This is a genomic window from Bacteroides sp. 519 (assembly GCF_010500955.1).
Classification (GTDB): domain Bacteria; phylum Bacteroidota; class Bacteroidia; order Bacteroidales; family Bacteroidaceae; genus Bacteroides.
The window spans coordinates 30,202-57,022 of sequence record NZ_QVMJ01000008.1 but is presented as its reverse complement, the minus strand read 5'-3'; the positions used below and the strand labels follow the sequence as shown (position 1 = coordinate 57,022).

Annotated in this window: 26 protein-coding genes and 1 tRNA gene; 16 read left to right on the top strand and 11 right to left on the bottom strand. The window is 37.9% G+C overall.

The features are described from left to right. Positions 1-36: 36 nt before the first annotated feature. The 4 genes from D0T85_RS09785 to D0T85_RS09770 form a co-directional block, all read right to left on the bottom strand. Positions 37-537, bottom strand: coding sequence for a DMP19 family protein (locus tag D0T85_RS09785; protein ID WP_163212750.1), 501 nt, complete (start codon positions 535-537; stop codon positions 37-39). Positions 538-551: 14 nt separating this feature from the next. Then, positions 552-2,123, bottom strand: coding sequence for an ATP-binding protein (locus D0T85_RS09780; RefSeq protein WP_163212748.1), 1,572 nt, complete (start codon positions 2,121-2,123; stop codon positions 552-554). A gap of 2 nt (positions 2,124-2,125) precedes the next feature. Further along, positions 2,126-3,229 carry a TlpA disulfide reductase family protein gene (locus D0T85_RS09775; protein ID WP_163212746.1) on the bottom strand — a complete coding sequence of 368 codons (1,104 nt, stop codon included), beginning with the start codon at positions 3,227-3,229 and terminating at the stop codon, positions 2,126-2,128. Between the two features lie 570 nt (positions 3,230-3,799). Beyond that, positions 3,800-4,594: a hypothetical protein gene (locus D0T85_RS09770; protein ID WP_163212744.1), complete on the bottom strand. Its 795-nt coding sequence runs from the start codon at positions 4,592-4,594 to the stop codon at positions 3,800-3,802. Between the two features lie 171 nt (positions 4,595-4,765). On the opposite strand from D0T85_RS09770, the gene D0T85_RS09765 reads away from it, so the two are divergent. From D0T85_RS09765 to D0T85_RS09735, 7 genes are all read left to right on the top strand, one after another. Beyond that, positions 4,766-6,157 carry an ABC transporter ATP-binding protein gene (locus D0T85_RS09765; protein WP_203558447.1) on the top strand — a complete coding sequence of 464 codons (1,392 nt, stop codon included), beginning with the start codon at positions 4,766-4,768 and terminating at the stop codon, positions 6,155-6,157. Positions 6,158-6,262: 105 nt separating this feature from the next. Beyond that, positions 6,263-7,054, top strand: a complete 792-nt coding sequence (locus tag D0T85_RS09760; protein ID WP_163212740.1) for an ABC transporter permease — start codon at positions 6,263-6,265, stop codon at positions 7,052-7,054. Next, positions 7,048-7,836 carry an ABC transporter permease gene (locus tag D0T85_RS09755; RefSeq protein WP_163212738.1) on the top strand — a complete coding sequence of 263 codons (789 nt, stop codon included), beginning with the start codon at positions 7,048-7,050 and terminating at the stop codon, positions 7,834-7,836. The genes D0T85_RS09760 and D0T85_RS09755 overlap by 7 nt, the downstream gene beginning before the upstream one ends. A 56-nt stretch (positions 7,837-7,892) precedes the next feature. After that, positions 7,893-9,224: an ABC transporter substrate-binding protein gene (locus tag D0T85_RS09750; RefSeq protein WP_163212736.1), complete on the top strand. Its 1,332-nt coding sequence runs from the start codon at positions 7,893-7,895 to the stop codon at positions 9,222-9,224. A gap of 35 nt (positions 9,225-9,259) precedes the next feature. Next, the gene (locus D0T85_RS09745) at positions 9,260-9,568 is read left to right on the top strand and encodes a hypothetical protein (protein WP_163212734.1); all 309 of its coding nucleotides are present in this window, start codon (positions 9,260-9,262) and stop codon (positions 9,566-9,568) included. Continuing rightward, positions 9,565-9,930 (top strand): type II toxin-antitoxin system RelE/ParE family toxin, encoded by a 366-nt coding sequence (locus tag D0T85_RS09740; protein WP_163212732.1) that lies wholly within the window; start codon positions 9,565-9,567, stop codon positions 9,928-9,930. Before D0T85_RS09745 ends, D0T85_RS09740 begins: the two co-directional genes overlap by 4 nt. 108 nt (positions 9,931-10,038) lie before the next feature. Continuing rightward, positions 10,039-11,718, top strand: a complete 1,680-nt coding sequence (locus D0T85_RS09735) for a putative transporter (RefSeq protein ID WP_163212730.1) — start codon at positions 10,039-10,041, stop codon at positions 11,716-11,718. A 123-nt stretch (positions 11,719-11,841) separates the two neighbouring features. Here the strand turns inward: D0T85_RS09735 and D0T85_RS09730 are convergent, their stop codons facing one another. Further along, a complete protein-coding gene (locus tag D0T85_RS09730; protein WP_163212728.1) occupies positions 11,842-12,507 on the bottom strand; it encodes an MIP/aquaporin family protein in 666 nt (221 codons plus the stop codon). A gap of 163 nt (positions 12,508-12,670) precedes the next feature. Between D0T85_RS09730 and D0T85_RS09725 the strand changes: the two genes are divergently transcribed. Then, on the top strand, positions 12,671-14,461 hold the full coding sequence (locus D0T85_RS09725; RefSeq protein ID WP_163212726.1) for an alpha-L-fucosidase: 1,791 nt from the start codon (positions 12,671-12,673) through the stop codon (positions 14,459-14,461). Between the two features lie 70 nt (positions 14,462-14,531). Beyond that, complete coding sequence (locus D0T85_RS09720; RefSeq protein WP_163212724.1) at positions 14,532-15,350, top strand: hypothetical protein; 819 nt, start codon at positions 14,532-14,534, stop codon at positions 15,348-15,350. Positions 15,351-15,439: 89 nt separating this feature from the next. On the opposite strand, the gene D0T85_RS09715 is transcribed toward D0T85_RS09720, so the two are convergent. The 3 genes from D0T85_RS09715 to D0T85_RS09705 are packed head-to-tail and all read right to left on the bottom strand — an operon-like array spanning position 15,440 to position 18,617. After that, positions 15,440-17,452: an alpha amylase C-terminal domain-containing protein gene (locus D0T85_RS09715; RefSeq protein WP_163212722.1), complete on the bottom strand. Its 2,013-nt coding sequence runs from the start codon at positions 17,450-17,452 to the stop codon at positions 15,440-15,442. A 23-nt stretch (positions 17,453-17,475) separates the two neighbouring features. Continuing rightward, the gene (locus D0T85_RS09710; protein ID WP_163212720.1) at positions 17,476-17,922 is read right to left on the bottom strand and encodes a YhcH/YjgK/YiaL family protein; all 447 of its coding nucleotides are present in this window, start codon (positions 17,920-17,922) and stop codon (positions 17,476-17,478) included. 26 nt (positions 17,923-17,948) lie between these two features. Continuing rightward, a complete protein-coding gene (locus D0T85_RS09705) occupies positions 17,949-18,617 on the bottom strand; it encodes a DUF2461 domain-containing protein (protein WP_163212718.1) in 669 nt (222 codons plus the stop codon). Positions 18,618-19,066: 449 nt separating this feature from the next. Here D0T85_RS09705 and D0T85_RS09700 point away from each other — a divergent pair, with 449 nt between their 5' ends. Together D0T85_RS09700 and D0T85_RS09695 are read left to right on the top strand one after the other, a co-directional pair. Beyond that, on the top strand, positions 19,067-19,246 hold the full coding sequence (locus tag D0T85_RS09700) for a hypothetical protein (RefSeq protein ID WP_163212716.1): 180 nt from the start codon (positions 19,067-19,069) through the stop codon (positions 19,244-19,246). A gap of 108 nt (positions 19,247-19,354) precedes the next feature. Beyond that, positions 19,355-19,795, top strand: coding sequence for a hypothetical protein (locus tag D0T85_RS09695; protein ID WP_163212713.1), 441 nt, complete (start codon positions 19,355-19,357; stop codon positions 19,793-19,795). Between the two features lie 78 nt (positions 19,796-19,873). Here D0T85_RS09695 and D0T85_RS09690 read toward each other — a convergent pair. Beyond that, positions 19,874-19,947, bottom strand: a tRNA-Ala gene (locus tag D0T85_RS09690). An 85-nt stretch (positions 19,948-20,032) separates the two neighbouring features. Between D0T85_RS09690 and D0T85_RS09685 the strand changes: the two genes are divergently transcribed. From D0T85_RS09685 to pulA, 3 genes are read left to right on the top strand one after another with little or no spacing between them, the layout of a single operon-like run. Beyond that, positions 20,033-20,335 (top strand): DUF4286 family protein, encoded by a 303-nt coding sequence (locus D0T85_RS09685; protein WP_163212711.1) that lies wholly within the window; start codon positions 20,033-20,035, stop codon positions 20,333-20,335. Then, entirely contained in the window at positions 20,332-20,898 is a 567-nt protein-coding gene (gene ruvC / locus D0T85_RS09680; protein WP_163212709.1) for a crossover junction endodeoxyribonuclease RuvC, read from the top strand. The genes D0T85_RS09685 and ruvC overlap by 4 nt, the downstream gene beginning before the upstream one ends. A 20-nt stretch (positions 20,899-20,918) precedes the next feature. Then, the gene (pulA, locus tag D0T85_RS09675; protein WP_163212707.1) at positions 20,919-22,919 is read left to right on the top strand and encodes a type I pullulanase; all 2,001 of its coding nucleotides are present in this window, start codon (positions 20,919-20,921) and stop codon (positions 22,917-22,919) included. Positions 22,920-23,217: 298 nt separating this feature from the next. Here pulA and D0T85_RS09670 read toward each other — a convergent pair whose 3' ends face one another. Further along, positions 23,218-23,826: an OmpH family outer membrane protein gene (locus D0T85_RS09670; protein ID WP_163212705.1), complete on the bottom strand. Its 609-nt coding sequence runs from the start codon at positions 23,824-23,826 to the stop codon at positions 23,218-23,220. A 23-nt stretch (positions 23,827-23,849) separates the two neighbouring features. Continuing rightward, positions 23,850-24,038: a hypothetical protein gene (locus D0T85_RS09665; protein ID WP_163212823.1), complete on the bottom strand. Its 189-nt coding sequence runs from the start codon at positions 24,036-24,038 to the stop codon at positions 23,850-23,852. 157 nt (positions 24,039-24,195) lie between these two features. Between D0T85_RS09665 and D0T85_RS09660 the strand changes: the two genes are divergently transcribed. Both D0T85_RS09660 and D0T85_RS09655 read left to right on the top strand, forming a co-directional pair. Next, on the top strand, positions 24,196-25,656 hold the full coding sequence (locus tag D0T85_RS09660) for an aminoacyl-histidine dipeptidase (RefSeq protein ID WP_163212703.1): 1,461 nt from the start codon (positions 24,196-24,198) through the stop codon (positions 25,654-25,656). Between the two features lie 95 nt (positions 25,657-25,751). Further along, positions 25,752-26,774: an endonuclease/exonuclease/phosphatase family protein gene (locus tag D0T85_RS09655; protein ID WP_370459947.1), complete on the top strand. Its 1,023-nt coding sequence runs from the start codon at positions 25,752-25,754 to the stop codon at positions 26,772-26,774. The last annotated feature ends 47 nt before the right edge of the window (positions 26,775-26,821 follow it).

The window sequence follows — 26,821 nt, the reverse complement described above, 5'->3', positions numbered from 1 at the left end:
GCTATTTACTACACTTTTTCGATGATCAAGTTAGATTTACTTTACTATTTTAGCAAACAACTCTAAATGTTCGTCAACATACTCTGCAACGAGGGTGGTATTCAGTTCTTCCATTTCAAGGAATTCCTCTTCTAACTCATCAAAGATCTCATATTGTTCATACATAGCCATGAACTCTTCTTCTGTTCTTTCTTTTTCCAGATCTTCGCGGTTTTTATCAAAAATCTCTTTGGCTCTATAGATAAGTTTTGAAAGATCTTTCAGTCCCCAAAGACGCATAGCTTTGGCAAAAGGATTATCAAAGATATATCCTCCATAACCGTTTTGGATTAACTGGCAGAAACCGCCAACCATCAACTCGTCACGGAACGTTTGATAAGAAAGTAACACATGTTGCTCACCTGTAAGCAGATGCATGTTTTCTGCATTCAATTCACCACCAAGTGTTTCAAGGTATTTGTTGGTAAAAACCTTAATAAATTCGTCCATGCCCTCAAGTGCGGCCTGTTGGAGATATTTTTCTTCTATTTCAATCATAACGGTTTTCAAAATTAGTTTATGCATTCCTCAATCACATACTCCCCAATATTCCTTTCCTCACGATTAAAGTCAACCCCAACCTTAATCAACCTACGCCCATCAGCCAGATAAGGTATCAGATACCCTTTATCATCTATCTGCTGCAAAGCGGCTTGAGCACTACCATTTAGTTTAAATTCGAACACATAAATGCAATCTTTTGTTTTTACCACTGCATCGGCTCTGCCCCGGGCACTGCGTACTTCGGTTTCAATAAACTGCCCCATAAGTTTAAATATCAAATAGAAAACTACCTGATAATGGCGTTCTGTACGGTCGTTTAGTTCATAAGGAAAATCGGCAAAGAAACAGCGCAAGCGCTCTAGGAAATCTTGGGTTTGGCCGTTTTCTAACTCTTCAACAAATCGTTCGATATGAAAAGGTGCTTCTGTTGATGTTACAGTCGAATAAAAGGGTGTAGCGAAATTTAGCAATCCATATTTCACCTCGTCATTAGGGAATCCTAAAACATACCGATCAAAACGTTCATCGTATCCTTTTATTGTTAGATAACCACTTTGGTACATCATTGGTACTGGGTTATTTACATCTGCCCGATCGTCAGTAAGCGAAGCCGCCAATACTTTATGTCCTTCAAGTTCACGCAAATCGTAATCTGTCTGCTTTAACATTTCTACCAGAAAGGTAGGGGTTCCGCTGGCAAACCAGTAGTTCTGCATTTCACCTGCCGACAGAGTTTTCAATATACTAAATGGGTTGTATATTCCCTCCTCCTGATTTTGTCGGAATCTGTATCCATCATATCTGATTGTCAGCATCTCAATGATGGTTTCATAAGATTTATTGTACTTATGCGATAAATTGTTTAGTCCAATTGCAAAGTTTGCCTCAATTTCTTTACAGGTCATTCCACAGATATCACTGAAACGAGGATCAAAGCTTATATCAAACAATTGGTTGAGGGTACTAAAAATCCCCATTTGGGCAAACTTGGTTACACCGGTAATAAAAACAAAATGCAACCACTGGTCGGCAGATTTTAATACTGTATAGAAAGCAGTGAGCAAACTACGAAACCGTTCCAACAGTTTTTCATCATGAAGATTACGCAACAATGGCTTATCATATTCATCGATCAAGACAACAACCCGACGACCGGTTTGCTTATATGCTTGCTCAATAACTGTCATAAAACGTCCGGAGTATGTAATACCTTCACCTCCAGTCATGTAAAGTTCTTCCCATCTACGAAGTTGACGTTCAAGTGTATCTTGCAGGTCTTCATATGTATCATACTTCTCTGCATTCAGATCAAGATGCAATACCGCATGTACATTCCATTCTGTCTCCGTTTCGGCAATAGCCAATCCTTCAAACAATTCTTTCTTTCCCTGAAAAAATGCTTCGATGGTTGAAAGGAACAAGCTTTTACCAAAACGTCGCGGACGACTCAAGAAATAGGGATTTCCCATTTCTATGAGCCGCCGCAAATGATGTGTTTTATCAACATACTCGTATCCGCCTTCGCGAAGTTTTTCAAAACTTTGTATGCCAATGGGATAACGTGGTTCCTTTATTTTCATTTTTAATTATTCATTATCTCTTCAATCTTAGCCTGCAATTCTTCAGCATACAAGCCGCGAGAAACGATTGTGCCATTTTTATCCAAAAGAAGCACATGAGGAATACTACGGATGGCATACAGTTTACCACCTTGCGAGTTCCATCCTTTTAAATCCGACATTTGCGGCCAAGTGATGTTTAACTGTTCAATTCCTTTTTTCCATGCCTCGCCATCACTATCGAGCGAAACTCCTACAATTTCAAGACCTTGGTCTTTGTATTTCTCGTATAAACCTACCAACCGTGGCATTTCACGACGACAAGGTCCACACCATGAAGCCCAGAAGTCAACCACTACCAGTTTGCTTTTACCTGCATAGTCGGATAATTTTATGGGGGTTCCCTCAGGGGTAAGCATTTCAAAGTCAACAAAAGTTTTGCCTTCGGTAGTGCTATTATATGCTTCTACATTTCCTTTCAGGGCAACAGCCGATTTGTTGTTTTGAAGATTGGCTGGAACTTGTTTCAGATATTCTTCTATTTCTTCGTACGAAAAGTTATGTTGATTGGCATTCAATAAATGTACTCCTAATGCCGAATTCATATTTTCGGTAATGTGTTTTTTTACAACATCCGACATTTTCGTTCTAACACCCTCAGCCTCTGTTATTTTAGCTTTCTTGTCTTCTTCTGTAATAGTATTGTCTTGTATAGCAGTATAAACACTTATCAGTGATTTTTGAAGTACAAACATTTCGTTCTTGAAAGACTGATAAACATCATTAACAGGTGTGCCTTTAACTGTTGATTTCTCTTCGCTTTCAGCTAAAAAGAGTTCTATATTTCCGCTTTCAAGGAAGAAATCCAGATATATAGGATCGTTTTCGCCATCGGTAAAAGTTAAATAACGATTCACTGGTTCGGCTTGCGACCCTTCGAATGTAAATTTACCATCGGCTATAACAGCACTATCAACAGGAACAAATTGTCTGTCTACCCTATCTAATAGAAAGACCTTTTCGCCATCATAGGATCCCTGCACAGTACCAGTTATCTTATATCCGTTTTTTTCACACGATGCTAACAGTAAAGTCGATACTGCGAACAAATAAAGTATTTTTCTCATATTTTGTAAATTAGATGAATATATAAGCACAAAGATAATCTATTTTTTCAAGAAAATTGCTGTGTTGCATTTGTTATCATCAGGCTATGACTAAAGAACTTAACAGCCCTCCTCAAGAGTAAGTTAAGTTTCTTTTTGGAATAAGTTAAGTTTTTACAGGTAAGAAAGTTAAGTTTTTATAAGTAAGAAAGTTAAGTTACTCTTAAGAAAAGCTTAACTTACTCTTTGGAATAACTTAAAGAACAGTAAGTAGGTACTTTCCTCTGGAAAAGTCTGGAGCTCTCTGTGGAAAAGTCTGGACTTTTCTATGTAAAAGTCCGGACTTCGGGGCTATGTGTTTTCTAATGATACATGATTTCATTTGTAGAATTAAGTAAATGAATTATTTCATTTGTAGAAAACAACAAACGATATGCTAAATTCAGCAGATATACATGTTGAAATCAGCAATAGGTCTTGTTAATTTCAACACACAAAAGAATAATATAAATTATTATATAGAAAGTTTATTAAATTAAAACTCACTCTGATATAGTCGAAAAATATTTTTTCGACAGAGTGAGAGTTTTTTTATTCAGTTTTATAACTATAATTCAAGTTAAAGTTATTTAAGCAATTTTCAAACACCCCAAATGACTCAATACTACTGTCGTAGGATAAAAAATAATTCATGAAATTATTTGGTTTAATTTCTTCTCTAAACACAGAATCCGTATATGCGATAAATGCGTGTTCAATGGCACGCTCACTATAGTTATCGGTAAGCTTTGCCATTTTTTTCAAGATGGGTTTATTTTTTTGCAATTGTGTAGCTGCTTTTGCTCTTTTCGGTTTTTCACTTGTCAACTTACCCTCATTATACATAACCCGTCGTTTATCATAAACTTCATTCAACAGGTGATATATTGCATGACCTGCATATTTACTAAACTCTTCTTCTTTTTTATGTTTGGTCTTTTTTTTCTGTTCAGCAGCATGATATTTCATATATTTCATAAAAGCCCTGAATATTTCATGTTCCGAATTAATAATCTTACTCAAAATAAATTTATCCGCTAATATTTCAAAGTCTATTTTAAAATATCTCACCCGGCCTTTTGTTTCTTTGTTGTCTTTGACTTCGGTAGTTAAAAATTCCAATTCATGAAATTTGCTGATGATCATATCTTGCCGGCTCCGTTTTATCCGGGTTTCTTTTTCAATCCGAGCTTGTGAGTAATGGAATTCTTTATAATGGAATGAGAATTGCTTAACAATAAACCAATCAAACAAAATAAGTTCATCAGGTGCTAGTAGATAAGATTGCAATCTTATAACATTTGTGCATAATGGGATTTCGGGAATGTTTGGATCTATTTTTTTCATATATTGGTTGTAAAAGCATTACAAATGTAGTGTTTTTGTTTGAAATAGATGTATTCTCTGTGTACTTTGTATCATGCCTATGGTACAAAAGTACCACGCTTGTGGTACAAAAGTGTCTTAGTAGTGATACTTTTGTCCTAAAATTACGTATATTTGCCCGTCAAATTTCAAATGAATATGCAAGAGAATAACTACATTATTGAGGTAAACAACATATCGAAGTTTTTTGGAGAGAAAACTGCTTTGGATAATGTTTCGTTAAAAGTAAAAAGGGGAGAGTTTATTACCCTTCTCGGACCATCGGGATGCGGAAAAACCACCCTGTTACGAATCATTGCCGGGTTTCTCAGTGCTTCGGAAGGAGAAATAAAGATTAATGGAAAAGAAATTACGCAAGTACCACCTCATAAACGTCCGGTAAACACTGTATTCCAGAAATACGCATTGTTTCCTCACCTCAATGTGTATGATAACATTGCATTCGGCCTGAAACTAAAAAAAACACCTAAGCAGGAAATTGAAAAGAAAATGAGGGCTGCCTTGAAAATGGTAGGCATGACGGATTACGAAGACCGCGATGTAGATACCCTTTCTGGTGGTCAGCAACAACGTGTAGCCATTGCCCGAGCTATTATTAACGAGCCAAAAGTATTATTATTGGACGAACCTCTGGCTGCACTCGACCTGAAAATGCGTAAGGATATGCAGATGGAGCTTCGCGAAATGCACAAAAACCTTGGAATTACGTTTGTATATGTAACTCACGACCAGGAAGAGGCATTAACGTTGAGCGATACCATTGTGGTTATGAGCGAAGGCCGCATACAACAAATTGGCGGTCCCACCGATATATATAATGAGCCTATTAACTCGTTCGTTGCCGATTTTATTGGCGAAAGTAATATTCTTAACGGAACCATGATCAAGGATAAACTGGTACGATTCTGTGGCACCGAGTTCGAGTGTGTTGACGAAGGTTTTGGTGAAAATGTACCGGTTGATGTGGTGATTCGTCCGGAAGATGTTTATATCTTCCCTGTTTCCGATCTGGCCCAACTAACCGGAACAGTACAATCCTCTATCTTTAAAGGGGTACATTATGAAATGACTGTACTTACTAACGGTTACGAAATTCTGGTGCAGGATTATCACCAGTTCAATGTAGGTCAAACTGTAGGATTGCTTGTTAAGCCATTCGACATACATATAATGAAGAAAGAAAGAACAACCAATACATTCCAGGGGAAACTGATTGATGAAACACATGTAGAGTTTCTGGGTAGTTCGTTCGAGTGTTTACCTGTAAAAGATATCGAACCGGGAAGTGAGGTTACTGTGGAAGTTGATTTCAACAGAATTATCTTACAGGACAATGAGGAAGACGGAACACTAACGGGAGAAGTAAAATTCATCCTTTATAAAGGCGACCATTATCACCTGACCGTAATCTCGGACTGGAATGAGGATGTATATGTTGATACCCAAGATGTTTGGGATGATGGCGACCGTATTGGTATTACTATTCTTCCGGAATATATTAAATTGAAAATTGATAAGAATTAATTTTGAACACAGAGACACAGAGGCACAGAGTTTTTTATTTTTTGCTTCACTTATAAAGTCTCTGTGCCTCTGTGTCTCTGTGTTCTACCATTAATAATACAATAAATGAGATTATCGACATATTTATCTTCGCGTAAAAGTTGGGCTCTGCCTTATATTATCTTTTCGGCGATATTTGTGGTTATCCCACTTATACTTATTGTAGTGTATGCTTTTACCGACGAAAGTGGGCATATAACACTGGGTAACTTTGTGAAATTCTTCCAGCATCCCGAAGCTGTAAATACTTTTGTTTACTCTATAGGGATTGCCATTATTACTACATTTGCATGTATATTACTGGGATATCCTGCGGCTTGGATATTGAGTAATACTAAGTTTAACAAGTCGTACACAATGGTTGTACTCTTCATATTGCCAATGTGGGTAAACATTTTGGTACGTACGCTGGCAACTGTGGCATTATTCGACTTTTTGCATCTCCCGCTCGGTGAGGGTGCTTTAATCTTCGGTATGATATATAATTTCCTTCCGTTTATGATCTATCCCATCTACAATACACTAAAAAAGATGGACAAAAGTTATATTGAAGCTGCACAGGATTTAGGAGCTACGCCTTTTCAGGTATTTACCAAAACTGTTCTTCCGCTGTCAATGCCAGGAGTAGTAAGTGGTATTATGATGGTTTTTATGCCCACCATATCAACCTTTGCTATTGCCGAGTTGCTGACAATGAATAATATTAAACTATTCGGTACTACCATACAAGAGAATATAAACAACAGTATGTGGAATTACGGAGCGGCTCTTTCGCTTATTATGTTGTTGCTGATTGCGGTAACTTCATTGTTCTCGGATGATAAGGATACTTCAAACGAAGGAGGTGGATTATGGTAAACAGGATATTAGCCAGAGGGTATCTGTGGTTGTTGCTATTAATGCTTTATGCACCCATCATCATTATTGTTATATTTTCGTTCACAGAATCGAAAGTACTGGGTAACTGGACAGGGTTTTCTACTAAACTTTATACTTCGTTGTTTACATCAGGTTCGCATCACTCACTGATGAATGCATTGCTTAATACAGTCAGCATAGCTTTAATTGCTGCTACAGCATCAACTATACTGGGAAGTATTGCAGCTATCGGCATCTTTAACCTGAGAACCAGATCACAGAAAGCTATTGGGTTTGTAAACAGTATTCCTATTCTTAACGGGGATATTATAACAGGTATTTCGCTGTTCCTGTTATTTGTTTCTTTAGGTATATCGCAAGGCTACACTACTGTTGTGTTGGCACATATAACTTTTTGTACTCCGTATGTGGTATTGAGTGTTCTTCCAAGATTAAAGCAGATGAATCCTAATTTGTATGAAGCTGCACTTGATTTGGGTGCTACCCCCATGCAGGCTTTACGCAAAGTAATCTTCCCCGAAATACGTCCGGGAATGATCAGTGGGTTTATTCTTGCCATCACTTTATCTATTGATGATTTTGTGGTAACTGTATTCACCATTGGCAACGAAGGATTGGAAACATTATCTACCTATATTTATACGGATGCGCGCAAAGGTGGACTTACTCCTGAACTCCGGCCTTTATCAACAATTATATTTGTTACAGTATTAGCTTTGTTGATTGTTATAAATAAACGGGCAGAAAAGCAAAGGCGATGAAGCACCGCGGCCAGGTTTCCATGCGGCAAATAAGATGTTTTATAAATAACTGTTCTATGTCTATAAAAAAATATGTATATATCATTTGGGCAGCCTTCTTACTTACAAGCTGCTATAACTCCCAGGGTTCACGCGATAAGATCCTGAAAATATATAACTGGGCGGATTATATTGATAATAGTGTTCTTGATGAATTCAAAGAATACTATAAAGAAGCTACAGGCGAAGATATTCGTATTATATATCAAACATTCGACATTAACGAGGTAATGCTCACCAAAATAGAACGTGGGCACGAAGACTTCGACGTGGTTTGCCCGTCGGAATATATAATTGAGCGAATGCTGAAAAAAGATTTATTATTGCCAATAGATACGGTATTTGTAAATACTCCGAACTATCTTGGTAATGTAGCTCCATATATCCGGAACGAAATGCATAAGCTTAGTCAGCCCGGAAGAGATGCTAACAATTATGCAGTATGTTACATGTGGGGAACAGCAGGGGTTTTATATAACACTAAATATGTTCCCGAAGAAGATGCTTCATCATGGTCGTGCCTGTGGGATGCTAAATATGCAGGAAAAATATTAATGAAAGAAAGCTACCGCGATGCTTATGGAACTGCAGTAATATATGCTCATGCCCAGGAATTGAAAGAAGGCACAACAACAGTTGAGGATCTTATGAACGATTACTCTCCCCGTGCAATGGCACTTGCCGAAGAATACCTGAAAGCACTAAAACCCAACATTGCTGGTTGGGAAGCCGACTTTGGTAAAGAGATGATGACCAAAAACAAAGCCTGGATTAATATGACCTGGAGTGGTGATGCTGTATGGGCTATTGAAGAAGCCGAAACCGTAGACGTTGAACTGGATTACGTTGTTCCTATCGAAGGAAGTAATATCTGGTACGATGGCTGGGTTATTCCCAAGTACGCCCGTAACCGCAAAGCAGCCAGTTACTTTATTAACTTCCTGTGCCGGTCGGATATTGCACTGCGCAATATGGACGAAATTGGTTATGTTAGTTCAATAGCTACTCCCGAAGTTCTTGAAGAGAAAATAGATACAACATTAGATTATCATTCCGACTTAAGCTATCTGTTTGGCTCAGGAGCCGAAAGCGTTCAGGTTGATAGAATCCAGTATCCGGATAAAGCTGTTATAGAACGGTGTGCCATGATCCGTGACTTTGGTGATAAAACAGAGGAAGTACTGGCTATCTGGTCCAGAGTAAAAGGTGATAACCTGGGAGTTGGAATTACTATTCTTATTTTTGTTGTTGCTGGCGCTCTTGGTGTATGGGTTATTTACAAACGTTATCAGAAATATAAAAGAAAGAAACGCCGAAAAATGCAAAGGCGAAGAAAGAGAAACAAATAATTATTATCTTTGTTCTATACCTAATTATATACATTATGACCTACGCAGAATTACAAGCCCGCAAGGCTCAACTTATAGCTTACCTTGAAGAGGAAGTATATGATGAGAAACAGCTCATAAAGTATGAGGCTATCATCATGGGTTTTGAACCTGGTAAGGTTCCACATTTAGTATCTCCAAACTACCCTTATGCTCCAAACGAAGAGCAATTGAAGAAGATTGCAGCTAAGGCAATAGAGGATGATAAGAATGGTTTGTTCATTGATGGCCCAACGTATGCAAAGCAATTACGGGCAAGAATAGAAGCCAGACGAAAGAAAGAGGAGGAGATAAGACAATTATGACCTACAGATTTTCTCCCCAGTCGAAAGATGACATGGATGCTATTGAGAAGTATTATATAAATATTGGTAACACACAGACAGGTGACCATATTCTTGAAAGCATCTTGTCATGTGTAGAAACCCTTTGCAGTCATCCTCATTTAGGACATCCCGAACCTATGCTCAGAGAATTTCCTCAAGGGTTTCGTACCTTTGTTGATGTGCCCAACTACAAAATAGTCTACTGGTTGGAAGAAGATATAGTGAAAGTAGCAACTATTTTTGACTGTCGCCAGCGACCAGAGAAAATGTATGAGATTATAAGTTGGAACAATACATGGCTCTGCGAACCACAAGTAGATAAACAATATAAATATAAATAACCTCCCCCGAAACAAGTTTGTTCAGTTATTAATTCGTACCTTTGCGCCCGATTTACGAAAACGGACCAGTTTTACGGTTCAATTGTAAAATATAATATATAATTTAAAATGAATTGGGTAAATGATTTGTTATGGGGAAACGGAATAGCACACTCCATCCTCATACTGGCAGTAGTGATTGCCGTAGGTATTCAACTGGGAAAGATAAAAATATTCGGTGTCTCCCTTGGGGTGACACTTGTTCTTTTTATGGGAATCCTTCTCGGGCATTTCGGTTTCCACGTTGATGGAGAACTTCTACACTTTTTAAAAGAATTCGGGTTAATTCTGTTTGTTTTCTCTGTAGGTATGCAAGTAGGACCAGGTTTCTTCTCATCTTTCAAGAAAGGTGGGATAACACTGAATATGCTAGCCTGCGGAATTGTATTTCTGGCTGTTGCCACAACAATCGTTATCCATATTATAACCGGCATCCCCATGTCGACCATGGCAGGTATTATGTCGGGAGCAGTAACAAATACTCCAGGGTTAGGAGCTGCACAGCAAGCTTATAATGATATATTTGGAAAACCCGATGAAACCATTGCACTTGGTTACGCAGTAGCTTATCCGCTAGGGGTTGTGGGCATCATCTTATCTATGTTACTTATAAGATATTTTTTCCGGGTAAACCTTGAAAAAGAGCATAAGCAGATTGAAGAGTCGGAACAGGAACAATCACATGGAGCCATTCCTATTTCTTTTATAGTGAAGAATCCGGCTATCTTTAATAAAACCATTGCACAAGTATCTGTTTTATTAGAAGGTTTAGAGTTTGTTATCTCGCGCATTTATTACAATGAAAACCATACAATTGAAATTGCTGATGCCAATTCAATCTTGCACGAGAACGACAGGATATTTGTAATTACTACCGACCAGAACATTGAAACAATTAAAACATTCTTTGGCGAAGAGATCTCAATGGACCGCAAACAATGGATACCAACCGACAGTGAACTTATTAGCCGGAGGGTTATTGTTACCCGTTCCGAACTAAATGGTAAACGTCTTGGTGATTTACAACTCCGCCGCCTGCATGGTATAAATGTAACCCGGTTAAACCGTTCGGGAGTAGATTTGGTAGCCAACCGCAGCCTTACTCTTCAGTTAGGAGATAAACTTACTGTTGTAGGTAGTGAAGTTGCTGTAAATAAAGTAACTGAAATTTTTGGTAACTCGCAAAAGCGTCTGAATGAGCCTAATCTGGTTACTATATTTCTGGGTATTACCCTTGGAGTGATTCTTGGAAGCATCCCGTTTGTTTTCCCCGGAATTCCTCAACCTGTAAAATTGGGATTAGCTGGTGGTCCGCTTATTGTGGCCATATTGATAAGCCGTTTTGGGTATCGCTATAAGCTTATTACTTATACAACTTTAAGCGCCAACCTGATGCTACGCGAAGTAGGTATTGCACTATTTCTGGCATGTGTAGGCCTAAGTGCCGGTGAAGGGTTTGTTGATACTATTGTAAATAAAGGAGGATACACATGGATAGGTTATGGATTCCTTATTACCACTATTCCTTTATTAATAATCGGTTTTGTTGGTCGTTATTTCTTCAAACTCAATTATTTCACCCTGATGGGATTGATTGCAGGTAGTACTACCGACCCTCCCGCATTAGCTTATTCAAATGCTACAGCAGGAAACGATGCCCCAGCAGTGAGCTATGCAACAGTTTATCCGTTAACCATGTTTTTACGTGTGTTATCAGCACAGCTGCTGATTTTATTCTTCTACGCATAATTAGTATTAAGGCGCGAAAGCAAAAAAGCGCGAAAGAGAAAGCGCGAAAGTAAAGAAGTTGACCTTTTTGCTTTCGCGCTTTTTTGCTTTCGCGCCTTCACGCTTTAAAGCCTTCGCGCCTTTTTATTCTTTTCCTACAAATTTCCAAACCAGCGCACTGCACGCAGCACCTACAAATGGAGCTACAATAAACAGCCACAATTGTGATAACGCTTCTGCACCTTCGAAAATAGCTGGTCCTATACTACGAGCAGGATTCACTGAAGTTCCTGTTATAGGAATACAAACAATGTGAATCAACACCAGCGACAAACCGATTGCCAAACCAGCTAAAGATGAGTTTCCTTTTTTAGAATCTGTAACACCCAATACTACCAACACAAAGATAAAGGTGAAAATAGCTTCTGCCAGAAATGCAGTAAGTGTAGTAGTAGAACCACCATAACCATTAGCACCAGTAGTTGTGGAAGTAGGTGCATAACCCGATACAAGCGCATAAAGTATAGCCGAACCAATAATTGCTCCAATCACCTGAAACAACATATACATACCTGCATCTTTTCCTGATATGCGTTTGGTTAGAAGGCATCCCAATGTGATTGCCGGATTTATATGACATCCGGATACGCCACCAATGGCATAGGCCATAGCCACCACCGACAAACCGAATCCAAATGCAACAGTTAATACCTGAGCTGTTGAACCAACTCCTCCATTAAACACGGCGCTACCGCACCCTAATAAGACCAGAACCATTGTTCCGATCATCTCAGCAATGTACTTTTTCATGTTTTTGTTTTTTAATTAGTCGTCAATTAGTCTAAATCCGCAACAAATATAAACCTATTTTTATTAAAATGTATTCAAAAAAACTCTTCTTTTTTCGCATATATGTCTACTAGCATCTAAATTTGTTTAATTTTGCAATTAAATCATCTAAATCAACAATCTTATGAGAAAACTTTTTTTTAGCTTACTCGCTCCGGGTATTATTGCCGGCAGTTTTTTTACATCATGCAATCAGCCAACCTCCCCTCCTGCCCCATACGGTGCTATACCTAGCGAACATCAACTGGAATGGCAGAAAATGGAATATTACATGTTTATACACTTCGGCCCAAACACATTTACCAATGTAGAATGGGGAGATGGCAAAGAAGATCCTAAAGTATTTAACCCAACCAATCTTGATTGCCGCCAATGGGCTTCCATTGCAAAGGATGCAGGCATGAAAGCAATTATTATCACAGCTAAACACCACGATGGTTTCTGTTTATGGCCCAGCAATTACAGTACACATACTGTAAGAGAAAGTCTTTGGAAAGATGGTAAAGGCGATTTACTCAGAGAATTATCGGATGCTTGTAAAGAATATGGTTTAAAATTCGGCGTTTATCTGTCACCTTGGGATCAGAATCATCCGGCTTATGGAACTCCGGAATATAATCAGATATTCGCTAATACATTAAATGAAGTTTTATCTGGCTACGGACATGTATTCGAACAATGGTTCGATGGTGCAAATGGTGAAGGTCCTAACGGAAAGAAACAAGAGTACGATTGGGATTTGTTTCATGAAACAGTTTACAAAAATCAACCACACGCAGTTATATTCAGCGATATAGGTCCGGGAGCACGATGGATGGGTAATGAAAGAGGAATAGCCGGAGCAACAAACTGGTCTACCCTCAATGTTACAGGATTCGGACGAGGACATGCTGCACCTCCGCAAGACACCTTAAATACTGGTAATAGAAATGGAGAAGCCTGGGTTCCGGCTGAGACAGATGTTTCCATTCGTCCGGGATGGTTTTACAGTCCACGCACTAACGACAAAGTGAAAAGTCTGGAACACCTGATGAATATTTATTATAGTTCGGTAGGTAGAAATTCCAATCTGCTATTAAATGTACCACCCGATCGCCGGGGATTGATTCACCCTAATGATTCGACCCGGTTAATGGAACTCAAACACTCTCTTGATAAAGAGTTTGCCAATAATCTTATTACCAATGCTACTATTACTGCACAATATACCAGAGGCAACTCTTCAACTTATAATGCAAACAATTTAATTAATGGTAATTACGACTCTTATTGGACCACCGATGATGATGTTAAGCAAGCATTTATTGAAATATCGCTACCTCAACCAGAAACATTTAACCGTTTCTTAATACAAGAGTACATTCCTTTGGGACAACGAGTTGCTAGTTTTTCTGTTGAATTCTGGAATGCACAGACATCGCAATGGGAACTGATAAAAGAGGCAACCACCATAGGATACAAACGTATTTTACGGTTTCCAAGTGTAACAGCACAGAAAATACGAGTAAATATAAAAGAATCGTTAGCCTGTCCTATACTTAACAATATAGCTATATACAATGCTCCTGAACTAACAGACTCGGCCAATGATAATTTGTCACCGTCTAAATCTGTTAATGGTCCACTAGTTTTAAATATGGAAAAGGTTAACAATATCACTGGATTTTACTACATACCCGCTACTAATAACAAGGCCAATCACATTGTTAGATATAATTTTTACACCAGTAGCGATGGTAAAAACTGGAAGCTGATTAAAGAAAATTCTCCTTTCAACAATATCAGAAACAATCCGGTAAGACAAGACATTCTACTGGATACTCCGGTTAAAGCCCAGTATATTAAAATAGAGGCTCTGGAAACAACAATGAATAAAGACACTTATGATTTAATTGAATTCGGACCTTTATTATAAATCAATGAATCCCCTATATGGGGATTTGTTGTTTTTTTGCTTAACTTTGTCACGAAAAACAAACAAGGATATGATGAGAAAGCAAATACTGGCACTAGTTGTCATATTATCAAGCCTGTGGCTATCATCTTGTGGAGATGATCCAATGGATTATTACGATCAGAATGTAGATCAGCTTACCAATTATGTTTATAAAGAATACACTTGGGGCGAAGCTCAACAGGTACCCGGAGCAACCGATAAATGGTTCAAGCCATTAAAAGCAGTTACTGTTTATAGTTTTAATAAAGAAAATGTTGGCAACATTGAATGGTTTGCTCCTTTTGCTAATAATGACTTCTTTGGTAGCAATGAGAACTCAAAATTCACTTGGGATTTAACTGGAAAGAATTATCAGAACCTGATTATTGATGCTAAAAACGACATTGAATTTAATGACATTTCATTTAGTTACGAAGCTATGTCTTATAGCGATGGTGATTCTAAGCAACAATTACTCAAAGAGCTTATTCCCGGAACCCCATTATTTGCTGATGGATTAACCTATTGGGTAGAAAACCTGGTTACTTCCAAATATTCACTTCTTGTAGACTATATTTATCTATCTCCTGTCTTACTTACTATTAAAACACCGAGTGGCATGATGAGAAAGTATCCTTCGGTTCGACCATTAACTGGTGAATACAAGCCTATTGAAACAACCGAAGATTTTTATATCTACATCATAACAGACGATCAGAATTCGATATATAGTTATACATTCACATCCGAACTTATGAAATTCAAACCAAATGATGGAAGGTATTACTTCTATGTTGGCAAATATTCTCCGCAAACAAAAGATTTAGAAACAATAGAGAATAAAAAGGAATATAAAGTTCAAAATTAATAGGTTCTTTCAATCCAGTACTTATATTCTATTAAAAAACGGGATGCCTTGTAATAAGCATCCCGTTTTGTTGTTTTAGTATATTCTCTTTATTCTGCTTTACGCAAAACAACTGCTGTACGCGCAGGGACATACAACTTTAACCATTCTTTCTTTTCCTTTGCATACAAAGAATCGGGAATAGTAAAGTGTTTTACAGAATCATCTGTAAGTCCGTTTCCACCATACGCCGGATTATCTGTATTAAGAATAACTTCGTAAGTTCCAGGTGCAACAAGGAAACCGTAATCGGCAAAAGACTTCATTGGATTAAAGTTAAATACAAAAACCAAATCCCCACGTTGATAAGCCAATACCTGATCGCCATCGTTGTGCCATACTTCTTGAACTTTAGTATCCTGAATAGCATTCACACTCTTTATGGTTTTCAGCATCTCGGCATCAAAATCACCCAAATAATGATAAGTAAGTTTCTGATTATCTACCAAATCCCATTGGCGGCGAGCATACTTATGCGACCATCCGTTCCCTTCACGCGGAAAATCAATCCATTCTGGATGTCCGAATTCATTTCCCATAAAATTAAGGTAACCACCGTTTATTGTTGATGCCGTTAGTAAGCGAATCATTTTATGTAAAGCAATACCACGATGTACTACATAATTCTCGTCACCTTTTTGCATGTGCCAGTACATGTCGGCATCAATTAAGCGGAAAATAATAGTCTTATCTCCTACCAACGCCTGATCATGGCTTTCGGCATACGATATTGTTTTTTCATCGGTCCGGCGATTGGTTACTTCCCAGAACATGCTCGATGGTTTCCAGTCTTCGTCAATCTTTTCCTTGATTGTTTTAATCCAGTAATCCGGAATGTTCATAGCCATGCGGTAATCAAAACCGTAGCCACCATCTTCTATCTTGGCTGCTAATCCCGGCATACCGGAAACTTCTTCGGCAATGGTTATTGCATTGGGCTTAACCTGATGTATTACATCATTAGCCAAGGTAAGATAACATATTGCATTACCATCCTGATGTCCATTGTAATAATCGGCGTAGTTAACAAATGCCTCGCCCAACCCATGACTATAATATAACATAGAGGTTACTCCATCGAAACGGAATCCATCAAAGTTAAATTCTTCTATCCAGTATTTACAATTGGATAACAAGAAGTGAATTACTTCGTTCTTTCCATAATCGAATAAGAGTGAATCCCATGCCGGATGTTCATGACGGGAACCTGAGTAGAAATATTGATTTGGATCGCCCGCAAAGTTTCCAAGACCTTCTACCTCGTTCTTTACTGCATGCGAATGAACGATATCCATAATTACCGTTATTCCCAATGCGTGGGCAGTATCGATTAATTCTTTTAATTCATCCGGTGTACCAAAGCGAGAACTTGGAGCAAAGAAACTGGATACATGATAACCAAAACTTCCATAGTACGGATGTTCTTGAATGGCCATGATTTGTATACAGTTATATCCTTCTTTCACAATACGGGGAAGGATTTTCTCACGGAATTCATTGTATGTACCTACCTTCTCCTCCTGTTGGGCCATACCAATATGGCACTCATAAATTAAAAGAGGATCTGTGTTTGGCTTGAATTTATTTTGTTTAATTATATAAGGTTTCTCTGGTGCCCATACCTGAGCATTGAAGATTTTAGTATTATCGTCCTGTACTACACGGGTTGCCCATGCTGGTATACGTTCGCCACGGCCTCCGTTCCAATGAATAATTAGCTTATAAAGATCGCCATGTTTCAAATCTTCATCGGCCAGGTTGATTTCCCAGTTACCATAGTCTAACCGGGTAAGAGCAAATTCTTCTTTTTCTTCCCAGTTATTAAATGTGCCAACCATATAAATTTTGGTTGCATTGGGAGCCCATTCTCTGAATACCCATCCAGAAGCTGTGCGGTGTAATCCGAAATAAAGATGACCGGAAGCAAACTCTGCAAGAGTTTCCTTTCCATCATTGGTTAGTTCGGCTTTCTTCTTCAAGGCATACTCATAGCGACCTACAATAGCATCTTCATAGGGTTCAAGCCATGGATCATTTTTTATTAACTTCAAAGTTTTTTCCATACACGAAGTATATCTGCTTGTTTTTACGATTTCACTTTAACTATTACTTTCTTTACTCCAGCAGGGCTTATTGCCGGTGCATGACCGTCCTGTGGGAAAAAGATGGCAAACATTCCCGGTTTAATTGTTAGATAGGTATCTGCTAAACCTTCGAAGAAAGTGATATCCTTATCCTTGTCATAAGGAGCATCAGCAGGTAAACAGTCTTTTCCAGGGGTATAACCCATAACTTCTTCTCCCGACAAAGGTATTTGAATATCAATAAACACATTGTGAGTTTCCAGTTTGGCTTCCTCTTTTGTTTTTGGTCCAGCCTGAGCAATATTCACTATAAGCTCATCAGGCACTAATACAATCTTACCTGGCTCAAGCGTGTTTAAATCAGTTTTTGCCAGAAATTCAATGAACTTTGGAAACAATGAGTTGAGAACGGCATACTTTTCCAGATTCTCCAGTCTGTCAACTATCATGATTATATGATTTAAATGATTGTTACTTATTCTTCGAATTCATCAATTGTAAAATTGACAAAGTCACCAAATCTTTTCAATTGCTTATATGCATCTTCTGTTTTATCCAGAAAATCGGGTGAAGTAAAGAATTCATCGGGCACTTTGTATGAGCAGGTGTACTCTTTACATTTAAGATAATCGATGTATTTAAAATCTTTAGGAAAGCCTTTAGGTGCTGTTTTCAGAAAATCATCTCCTATAACAGGAAAGTATTTTTTAAATTCAGGATCTTCTACAATAGCAATATATTCGTCTATATTATCGTATACCGCCTGGCGCAACTCTTTCAGTAATTTGGGAGGAGGACAAATGCTTCCACCGGCCAACAAGCAATTACCAGGTTGTATATGAATATAATATCCACAATGATTGGATTTTTTGCCTTTTGCATTGATATAACCACCAAAGTGGGTTTTATAAGGAGTTTTATCAAGCGAGAACCGTGTATCCCTGTAAATTCTGTATGTACAGTCTTTTACCTGAACACTTTGAATGCTTTCATCAAACATTGCAATTCTTGTGATAACAGTAGAGAGAAGCTTTTCGAATTCGAGACGGGCTAATTCGTATTTGTCTCTATTTTCATTGAACCATTCGCGATTATTATTTGCGGCAAGTTCTTTCAGAAAGTGAAAGATAACAGCTACATTCATTAAAATTTCTTTTTCTGTTTTTAACGTACAAACGTACTATTTTTTTTTAAAACATCCCAGTAGTTTCGCATAAAAAAGAAAAACATCGGCTCTTAATGGAACCGATGCTATTCATTTATCGTTAACAGACGCTTCTGTTATTGATGTACCTAACTTATCACAAGCGAGTACAACCCTATCCAATTAATCTTATATCTAATACAGTGAAAAACTATACTAATAACAGATAGGATTGTTTTTTGTTCACACAAAGTGATAAAAAAGTATTTATTTTTATTCTTTTTTTCTTCTGCGTAATTTTATAACTAACGAAGATAACGCGTTTACTGTTCTTATTGATGTTACAGATAATGGTTTTGTTAACGCTGTAGTTAACGATACTGATATTGTTGTTTGGATTAAAATTATTTGTATCTTTGCTGATTATAATAATGAATATACAAAAGAATATGAAAACATCTAGAAATAAAAAGGTAAAAGCAAACAACTTACTTAAAAACCTTGATAAGTTTGGGTGGGAAAGAATTGAAGAATCAAAGGAAGTAAGATTGGTTAAAATTATAACAGAAGGAAAAAAAATAATAGTTAATAAAGAATCTGTTAAAACAGGAAAATTCTACATCCGTTAAATGTTTAATAGTACTCCATATCACATAGACTTTGTACAAAAATCGTCCCCTACTGCTGGTGACGATTTTATTTTTTGCAACATCTACAAATTTTTCACTTCTACTAGATTGAAATATATCATTAGAGCAGAGTTTTTTGAGAATGATGTTATATGCATAAAATATTACGCTGCAAGAGACAGAAGTAGCGATATCAAATATTCAATGTTGACCAATGAATTTATGCCATATAAAACGCTGGTTACATGTATCAGTATCATTTCTTTACTAGTAGAAGAATATCCGAACAAATGCTTTGCTTTCAACGCTTCAAGATCAATTTTAATTAAACAAAAAATTAGAGAAAAAATCAACAACAACAAAAGATTTAGAATTTATTGTAAACTCGTAGAGAATTTTGTTGGAGATATTAATTTTGAACATTATATATTCCCAGAGATAAGTTCATATCTTTTGGTTAATAAGAATTCTTTTCCAAAAACTGACGAAAAAAAAGAAGAGGTTAGAAAAATGTTTCTTGAAATATTCGATTTTACTGAAGATATATAACCCCGCAAAGATAACCTTGTTTTATATTCACAACACTACAAAAAAAGCGCCTCTAATGAGACGCTTTTTTTTCTTAAGTGGAGAATATCGGACTCGAACCGATCACCTTTAGACTGCCAGTCTAACGCTCTAGCCAGATGAGCTAATCCCCCATTCTTTTTTTGACGATGCAAATATAATGCATTATTCTTAATTTATTGCTATTTTTGTAGAAATAATAATTCAAAAAAAGATAATATGCTCATTTACAATACCACTTACCATGTAGAAGACGAAGTTCATGATAACTTTTTAATCTGGTTAAAAGAATGTTTCATTCCCGAAGTTGCCAAAGATGAGGTTTTACAATCGCCGCGTCTTTGCCGCATATTGAGTCACCACGAGGGGGGACACAACTACTCATTACAATGGGAAGTAGAGAATTCTACAATACTGCACCGTTGGCATACCGAAAAAGGAATTAAATACAATGAGGAGATCACTAAAATATTTAAAGATAAAGTAGTTGGATTTCCTACACTAATGGAGGCAGTACTGTGATTCAGCCAGTAAAAGAGAAAATAATACTTGGCATTGACCCAGGTACAACAATTATGGGATATGGAGTGTTACGGATTATAGGAACAAAACCCGAAATGATAGCAATGGGGGTGATTGATCTTCGTAAATATGGCAACCATTACCTGAAACTTCGACGCATATTTGAAAGAGTTACAGGTATTATCGAAAGCTATTTGCCCGACGAACTGGCCATTGAAGCCCCATTCTTTGGTAAAAATGTACAATCAATGTTGAAACTGGGCAGAGCACAAGGTGTTGCAATGGCAGCCGCACTAAGCAGGGATATACCCATTACCGAATATGCTCCACTAAAAATTAAAATGGCAATAACTGGTAATGGACAAGCCTCGAAAGAACAAGTTGCCGACATGCTGCAACGAATGCTCAATATACCCAAAGCCGATATGCCTACGTTTATGGATGCTACCGACGGACTAGCCGCTGCCTTTTGCCATTATCTACAAATGGGACGGCCTTCGTTAGAAAAAGGATATGGTGGCTGGAAAGATTTCGTTGCTAAGAATCCCGACAGGATAAAATAACCATTAACAATATGTATAAAATGAAGAAATTAAAAAAGTTGGCTATTATTGGTTTGGCAGCTGTAACTGTATCAGGGTGCTCACCCAACAAGAATTATAAGTCGTACGATGATTATCCGGTACGTTCCGGCGATCTTTTAGAGATGATTTATACCCCTCAATCTACTTCATTTATGCTATGGTCGCCCATTGCAGAAGATGTAAGGGTGTTTATCTACAAATCCGGCGAAGGCGGAAGTCCCGAAACAAGTGTTACACTCAAAAAAGACGAAGAAGGAACTTGGAAAGGCACACTAGGTGAAGATTGGAAAGGATATTTTTATGCTTTTAATGTTAAAATAGAAGGAGCATGGTTGGGAGAGACTCCCGGTATTAACGCCCGGGCAGTAGGAGTAAACGGAAACAGAGGTGCAATTATTGATATAAACGAAACCAATCCCGATGGTTGGCACAACGACAAACGACCAACATTAAAATCGCCTGCCGACATGATTGTTTACGAAATGCATCACCGCGATTTCTCCATTCATGCAGCTTCGGGCATTGATAACAATGGAAAATATCTTGCCTTAACAGAAGAAAATACAGTTATACCAAATACAACCACTGCTACCGGTATAGATCACCTAACAGACTTGGGAATTACCCATGTTCATCTCCTACCCTCTTTCGACTATGCATCGATTGACGAACGTACACTGTCTGAAAACAATTACAACTGGGGATACGATCCGCAAAATTATAATGTGCCCGAAGGTTCATACTCAATCGATCCACACAATCCGGCTTCCCGTATCACGGAATTCAAGAAAATGGTTCAGGCACTCCACGCAAAAGGAATAGGAGTTATTCTCGATGTGGTTTATAATCACACATTTACGTTAAACAACAGTCCTTTTGAACGTACAGTTCCCGGATACTTCTATCGTCATAATCCGGATGGTACTTATGCCGATGGTTCTGCCTGTGGAAACGAAACCGCAAGCGAACGGGCTATGATGCGCAAATACATGATTGAATCTGTACTTTACTGGATTAAAGAGTACCACATTGACGGATTCCGTTTCGACCTAATGGGCATTCACGATATTGAAACCATGAACCAAATACGGAAAGCTGTTAATGCAATTGATCCGTCAATAGTTATTTATGGCGAAGGATGGTCGGCTACAGCTCCACAATATCCTGCCGACTCGCTGGCGATGAAAGCGCACATACAGAGGATGCCGGGAATTGCAGCATTCTCGGATGAGTTCAGAGATGGGCTGCGAGGACCTTTCAACGATGATAAGCAAGGAGCTTTTCTGGCAGGAAATCCGGGTAACGAAGAGAGCATTAAGTTTGGGTTGGTTGGTGCAATTGAACATCCACAAATAGATTATTCTAAAGTAAACTACACTGATGCTCCATGGGCAACGCAGCCAACACAAATGATTAGCTATGTATCCTGCCACGATGATATGTGTTTGGTAGACAGACTTAAATCTACCATCCCTAATATAAGGCCCGATGAACTTATCCGGTTGAATAAGCTGGCACAAACAGCCGTTTTCACTTCGCAGGGAATACCATTTATTTATGCTGGTGAAGAAGTTATGCGCGACAAAAAAGGTGTACATAACAGTTACAAAAGCCCTGATGATATCAATGCAATAGATTGGAACAGAAAAATTCAAAACAATGATACCTATCAATTTTACAAAGCCTTGATTCAGTTACGCAAAAATCATCCGGCCTTCCGTATGGGTGATGCCGATTTGATTCGCAAGCATCTGGAATTTCTTCCAACTTTGCAGGACAACATAGTGGCATTTCATTTAAAAGACCATGCTAATGGCGACTTGTGGAAAGACATTATTGTTATCTTTAATGCCAATAAAATGCCTATTAAACAAATTGTACCCGCAGGCCAATATACTACTGTATGCAACAATGGGCAGATTAATGAGAAAGGAAATGGATTTCAGTATGGCAAGGAAGCTTATGTTGCTCCACAATCTGCTTTAATACTACATAACTAATTCCATTACAAGTAAAATATTTTTCTATATAGATCAAGAGGTCGAAGCTATATAGCTCCGACCCTTCGGTCTATATAGCTTCGGCCTCTTGTTCTATATAGACCGAAACCGCTCTTCTATATAGCTTGCCGACAAATCTGGATTATTCCGCAGGAAACTCTGGACTATTTGGCCGAAGAGTTTGGACTATTCTACAGAAAAGTACCTTATTGTTGAAGGGACATTAAACAGAAACCGGGTGATAAATCAATGACTTACCACCCGGATATTTTCTAAAATATTTCTTTCAAGAATAATTCTACTTATTTGCAGTTGAAGGACCGTACTTCTTATTCAACCCTTCTACAATTTCCTGAGTAATATTATGTTTAGGATCAGCATACAACAAATTATCAAATCCTGTATTACTGATAATCATGTTATATGGATGATCTTTAATATATTCTTTCATGAATGAATTTATTGAATCACGCAACATCAAATTGTTTTTCTGGTTTTCAGTAGCTAATTCCTCACTTAAACGATTTTGAAGATTTTGTAAATCCTGTTGTTTTTTAATGATACGTGCTTGTTCTTGCTCATACCTTTCACGACTCACAAATGCATTGTTTTCAACTTTACGTTGAAACTCCTGCATTTCTTTTTCCAGTTTACGAGCTTCCTGATTCAATGTGGCACGAACGTTTTCTTCTTTTTGCACCATTGCCATGTTCAAATCATTCCAGAAGTTGTATTGAACAAGTAAAGTATCTATCTCTACGAAAGCAATTTTCATATCCGATGATACTCCAGCTCCGTTCGACGATGTTGTGTTAGGAGTATTGCCGGCATTTCCGGAACATTGCGCAAACAACAGAATGGTTGCGATTGCCGCAATTCCGTTCATGAGGTAATTTTTTCTCTTCATAATAAATTAAATATGGATAGTTTTTAATAATGTTTCTTTTGAGCTTCACGATCTTGCGATTGTACGCAGGTAATACCCCTGTCTCTCATAGCCTTACTGCCACTAATATGGGTGTTAGGAAACTTACCTCCTTTTACAAAAAGTATTTTCACTCCAAGCAATACAAGACAAATTGCAACTATTAACAAAGTAATTAATATGGTATAAAGCATTTCTATTAATTTTGTGGATGCAAATATAGACTTTTGTATGGACTCGGCATTCTTTTTTAGCATAAAAAAAAGAAATGCGATAACAAAGAGTGAATTAAATTAATAATATTTAGTATATGATGCTTCTAAAGGAGCAAGAATTAAGCGTTTAAACAATATGGAAAAAGTAGAATTAAAGTCCGCAAGTGTATTTCATTACTTTGAAGAAATATCAAAAGTACCTCGCCCTTCTAAAAAAGAAGAAAAGATAATAGCCTACCTAAAAGAATTTGGTGCAAAACACAATCTGGAAACTAAAGTTGATGAAGTTGGAAATGTGTTGATTAAGAAACCGGCAACACTTGGAAAAGAGAACCTGAAAACTGTAATCCTGCAATCGCACGTAGATATGGTATGCGAAAAGAACAGTGATATTGTTCACGATTTTAATACCGATCCTATTGAGATTGTAATTGATGGCGAATGGATGAAAGCCAATGGAACCACTCTTGGAGCCGATAATGGAATTGGTGTTGCAACCGAACTGGCCATTCTTGCTGCCACCGATATTGAACATGGCCCCATTGAATGCCTTTTTACGATAGACGAAGAAACCGGACTGACTGGAGCTTTTGCGCTGAAAGAAGGTTTTATGACTGGTGAGATTTTATTGAATCTGGACTCGGAAGATGAAGGTGAAATATTTATTGGTTGTGCCGGTGGTATGGACTCTGTTGGCGAATTCCATTACGAAGAGGTTGCAGTACCCAACGGTTATTTCGGGTTTAAAGTAGGTGTTTTGGGTTTAAAGGGTGGACACTCAGGAGGTGATATTCACTTGGGGCGCGGAAACGCAAACAAAATTCTAAACCGTTACTTAAGTTTGATCGCTGCCAAATACGATATGTACCTTTGCGAAATAAACGGTGGTAACCTACGCAATGCTATCCCTCGTGAAGCTTATGCAATATGTGCTGTTCCTTATAATGATAAAGAATCTGTTCGGGTAGATTTGAATATATTCATTGCTGATATAGAAAATGAATTAGGTAGTATTGAACCTGATTTAAAACTCACACTCGAATCTGAACAGGATTATAAAACGGCTATTGATAAAGACACCACCAAGCGTCTTCTTAAAACATTGTATGCATTACATCACGGAGTTTATGCAATGAGTAATGATATGCCCGGACTGGTAGAGACTTCGACTAACCTTGCATCGGTAAAAATGAAGGAAGATCATATTATCAAAATAGAAACAAGCCAACGCAGTTCTATTCTTTCTTCGCGCGATGATATGGCAAATACTGTACGTGCTGCGCTTGAGCTGGGTGGTGCTAAAGTATCGTACGGACACGGATACCCCGGATGGAAACCCAATCCGAATTCGGAAATACTAAAAGTGGCAGAAGAATCATACAAAAGATTATTTGGTGTAGATGCTCAGGTTAAGGCTATACATGCCGGACTGGAATGCGGACTCTTCTTGGATAAATATCCGCATCTGGACATGATTTCGTTCGGCCCTACACTAAGAGATGTACATTCGCCCGATGAACGCCTGGAAATACCAACGGTTGATAAATACTGGCGTCATTTACTTGATATACTGGTGAATATACCGGAAAAGAAATAACTTTAAAACGCAGATTAGCGCAGATTAACGCAGATTATTAAATCCAATATAAATCTGCGTTAATCTGCGCTAATCTGCGTTTCAATAACAGATACATCATGCGAATCATTTTATTATTGATTTTGCTAACATTCTTCCCCTTCTGCTATGCACAAGAGAATCTACTCCGCATCATGTTTTATAATGTAGAGAATCTTTTCGACACAGAAAAAGACTCTGTTAAACAAGACGAAGAATTCCTCCCTCAATCTATCCGCGCCTGGCATTATGGAAGATATAAAAAGAAACTAACCAACATTTCCCGGGTTATTACTGCCGTAGGCGAATGGTCCCCACCATCAATCGTTGGTTTGTGCGAGGTTGAAAACGATCGTGTATTACAAGACCTAACTAAATATTCTCCATTGAAGGAACACGGATACCGTTATGTAATGACCGATTCGCCCGATGCACGCGGTATTGATGTTGCCTTACTTTATCAACGGGATCAGTTTAAACTTCTGGGATATCAATCTATCAAAATAGATCTGGTTGATCGTGCTACCCGGGATTTACTCCATGTAACAGGTATTGTTCAAACATTAGATACCCTCGACATCATCGTTGCACACTTCCCCTCACGCTCGCAAGGGCAAAAAGCATCCGAACCCTATCGAATCAAAGCAGCAAAGACAATGCGCAAAACGGTTGATAGCCTTTTTATTATTCGCCGTGCTCCCAGAATTATTATAATGGGAGATTTGAACGACTATCCTAAAAACAAATCCATTTCACAGATATTAAATGCCCGTATCCCTCAAAAAGAGAGTTGCGAAAACAATCAATTATATCATTTATTGGCAGATAAGTCAAAAAGCTCAAACTACGGAAGCCATAAGTATCAGGGAGAATGGGGATTACTGGATCATATCATTGTTTCGGGCTTACTTCTCGACACATCGGGAGCATTATACACCAATCGGGAGCATTCGCACATTGCTACCCTCCCATTCCTGTTAACACCAGACGAAAAATACGGTGGTCAACGTCCTTTCCGAACCTATCATGGAATGAAATACGAAGGAGGATACAGCGATCATCTTCCTGTATATGTAGATTTGCTATTGAAGTATTATTAATAAATTGTAGTATAAATAAATTAAATGCTATATTTGTATCTAAAACT

What these genes read in the sequence shown, in the direction of transcription:
- D0T85_RS09785 (WP_163212750.1), bottom strand. Translation starts at nt 537, where the DNA reads ATGATTGAAATAGAAGAAAAATATCTCCAACAGGCCGCACTTGAGGGC.
- D0T85_RS09770 (WP_163212744.1), bottom strand. Translation starts at nt 4,594, where the DNA reads ATGAAAAAAATAGATCCAAACATTCCCGAAATCCCATTATGCACAAAT.
- D0T85_RS09755 (WP_163212738.1), top strand. Translation starts at nt 7,048, where the DNA reads ATGGTAAACAGGATATTAGCCAGAGGGTATCTGTGGTTGTTGCTATTA.
- D0T85_RS09670 (WP_163212705.1), bottom strand. Translation starts at nt 23,826, where the DNA reads ATGAAGAGAAAAAATTACCTCATGAACGGAATTGCGGCAATCGCAACC.
- D0T85_RS09735 (WP_163212730.1), top strand. Translation starts at nt 10,039, where the DNA reads ATGAATTGGGTAAATGATTTGTTATGGGGAAACGGAATAGCACACTCC.
- pulA (WP_163212707.1), top strand. Translation starts at nt 20,919, where the DNA reads ATGAAGAAATTAAAAAAGTTGGCTATTATTGGTTTGGCAGCTGTAACT.
- D0T85_RS09730 (WP_163212728.1), bottom strand. Translation starts at nt 12,507, where the DNA reads ATGAAAAAGTACATTGCTGAGATGATCGGAACAATGGTTCTGGTCTTA.
- D0T85_RS09710 (WP_163212720.1), bottom strand. Translation starts at nt 17,922, where the DNA reads ATGATAGTTGACAGACTGGAGAATCTGGAAAAGTATGCCGTTCTCAAC.
- D0T85_RS09740 (WP_163212732.1), top strand. Translation starts at nt 9,565, where the DNA reads ATGACCTACAGATTTTCTCCCCAGTCGAAAGATGACATGGATGCTATT.
- D0T85_RS09705 (WP_163212718.1), bottom strand. Translation starts at nt 18,617, where the DNA reads ATGAATGTAGCTGTTATCTTTCACTTTCTGAAAGAACTTGCCGCAAAT.
- D0T85_RS09720 (WP_163212724.1), top strand. Translation starts at nt 14,532, where the DNA reads ATGATGAGAAAGCAAATACTGGCACTAGTTGTCATATTATCAAGCCTG.
- D0T85_RS09750 (WP_163212736.1), top strand. Translation starts at nt 7,893, where the DNA reads ATGTCTATAAAAAAATATGTATATATCATTTGGGCAGCCTTCTTACTT.
- D0T85_RS09765 (WP_203558447.1), top strand. Translation starts at nt 4,766, where the DNA reads ATGAATATGCAAGAGAATAACTACATTATTGAGGTAAACAACATATCG.
- D0T85_RS09780 (WP_163212748.1), bottom strand. Translation starts at nt 2,123, where the DNA reads ATGAAAATAAAGGAACCACGTTATCCCATTGGCATACAAAGTTTTGAA.
- D0T85_RS09685 (WP_163212711.1), top strand. Translation starts at nt 20,033, where the DNA reads ATGCTCATTTACAATACCACTTACCATGTAGAAGACGAAGTTCATGAT.
- D0T85_RS09715 (WP_163212722.1), bottom strand. Translation starts at nt 17,452, where the DNA reads ATGGAAAAAACTTTGAAGTTAATAAAAAATGATCCATGGCTTGAACCC.
- D0T85_RS09745 (WP_163212734.1), top strand. Translation starts at nt 9,260, where the DNA reads ATGACCTACGCAGAATTACAAGCCCGCAAGGCTCAACTTATAGCTTAC.
- D0T85_RS09660 (WP_163212703.1), top strand. Translation starts at nt 24,196, where the DNA reads ATGGAAAAAGTAGAATTAAAGTCCGCAAGTGTATTTCATTACTTTGAA.
- D0T85_RS09760 (WP_163212740.1), top strand. Translation starts at nt 6,263, where the DNA reads ATGAGATTATCGACATATTTATCTTCGCGTAAAAGTTGGGCTCTGCCT.
- D0T85_RS09725 (WP_163212726.1), top strand. Translation starts at nt 12,671, where the DNA reads ATGAGAAAACTTTTTTTTAGCTTACTCGCTCCGGGTATTATTGCCGGC.
- D0T85_RS09775 (WP_163212746.1), bottom strand. Translation starts at nt 3,229, where the DNA reads ATGAGAAAAATACTTTATTTGTTCGCAGTATCGACTTTACTGTTAGCA.
- D0T85_RS09665 (WP_163212823.1), bottom strand. Translation starts at nt 24,038, where the DNA reads ATGCTTTATACCATATTAATTACTTTGTTAATAGTTGCAATTTGTCTT.
- D0T85_RS09700 (WP_163212716.1), top strand. Translation starts at nt 19,067, where the DNA reads ATGAAAACATCTAGAAATAAAAAGGTAAAAGCAAACAACTTACTTAAA.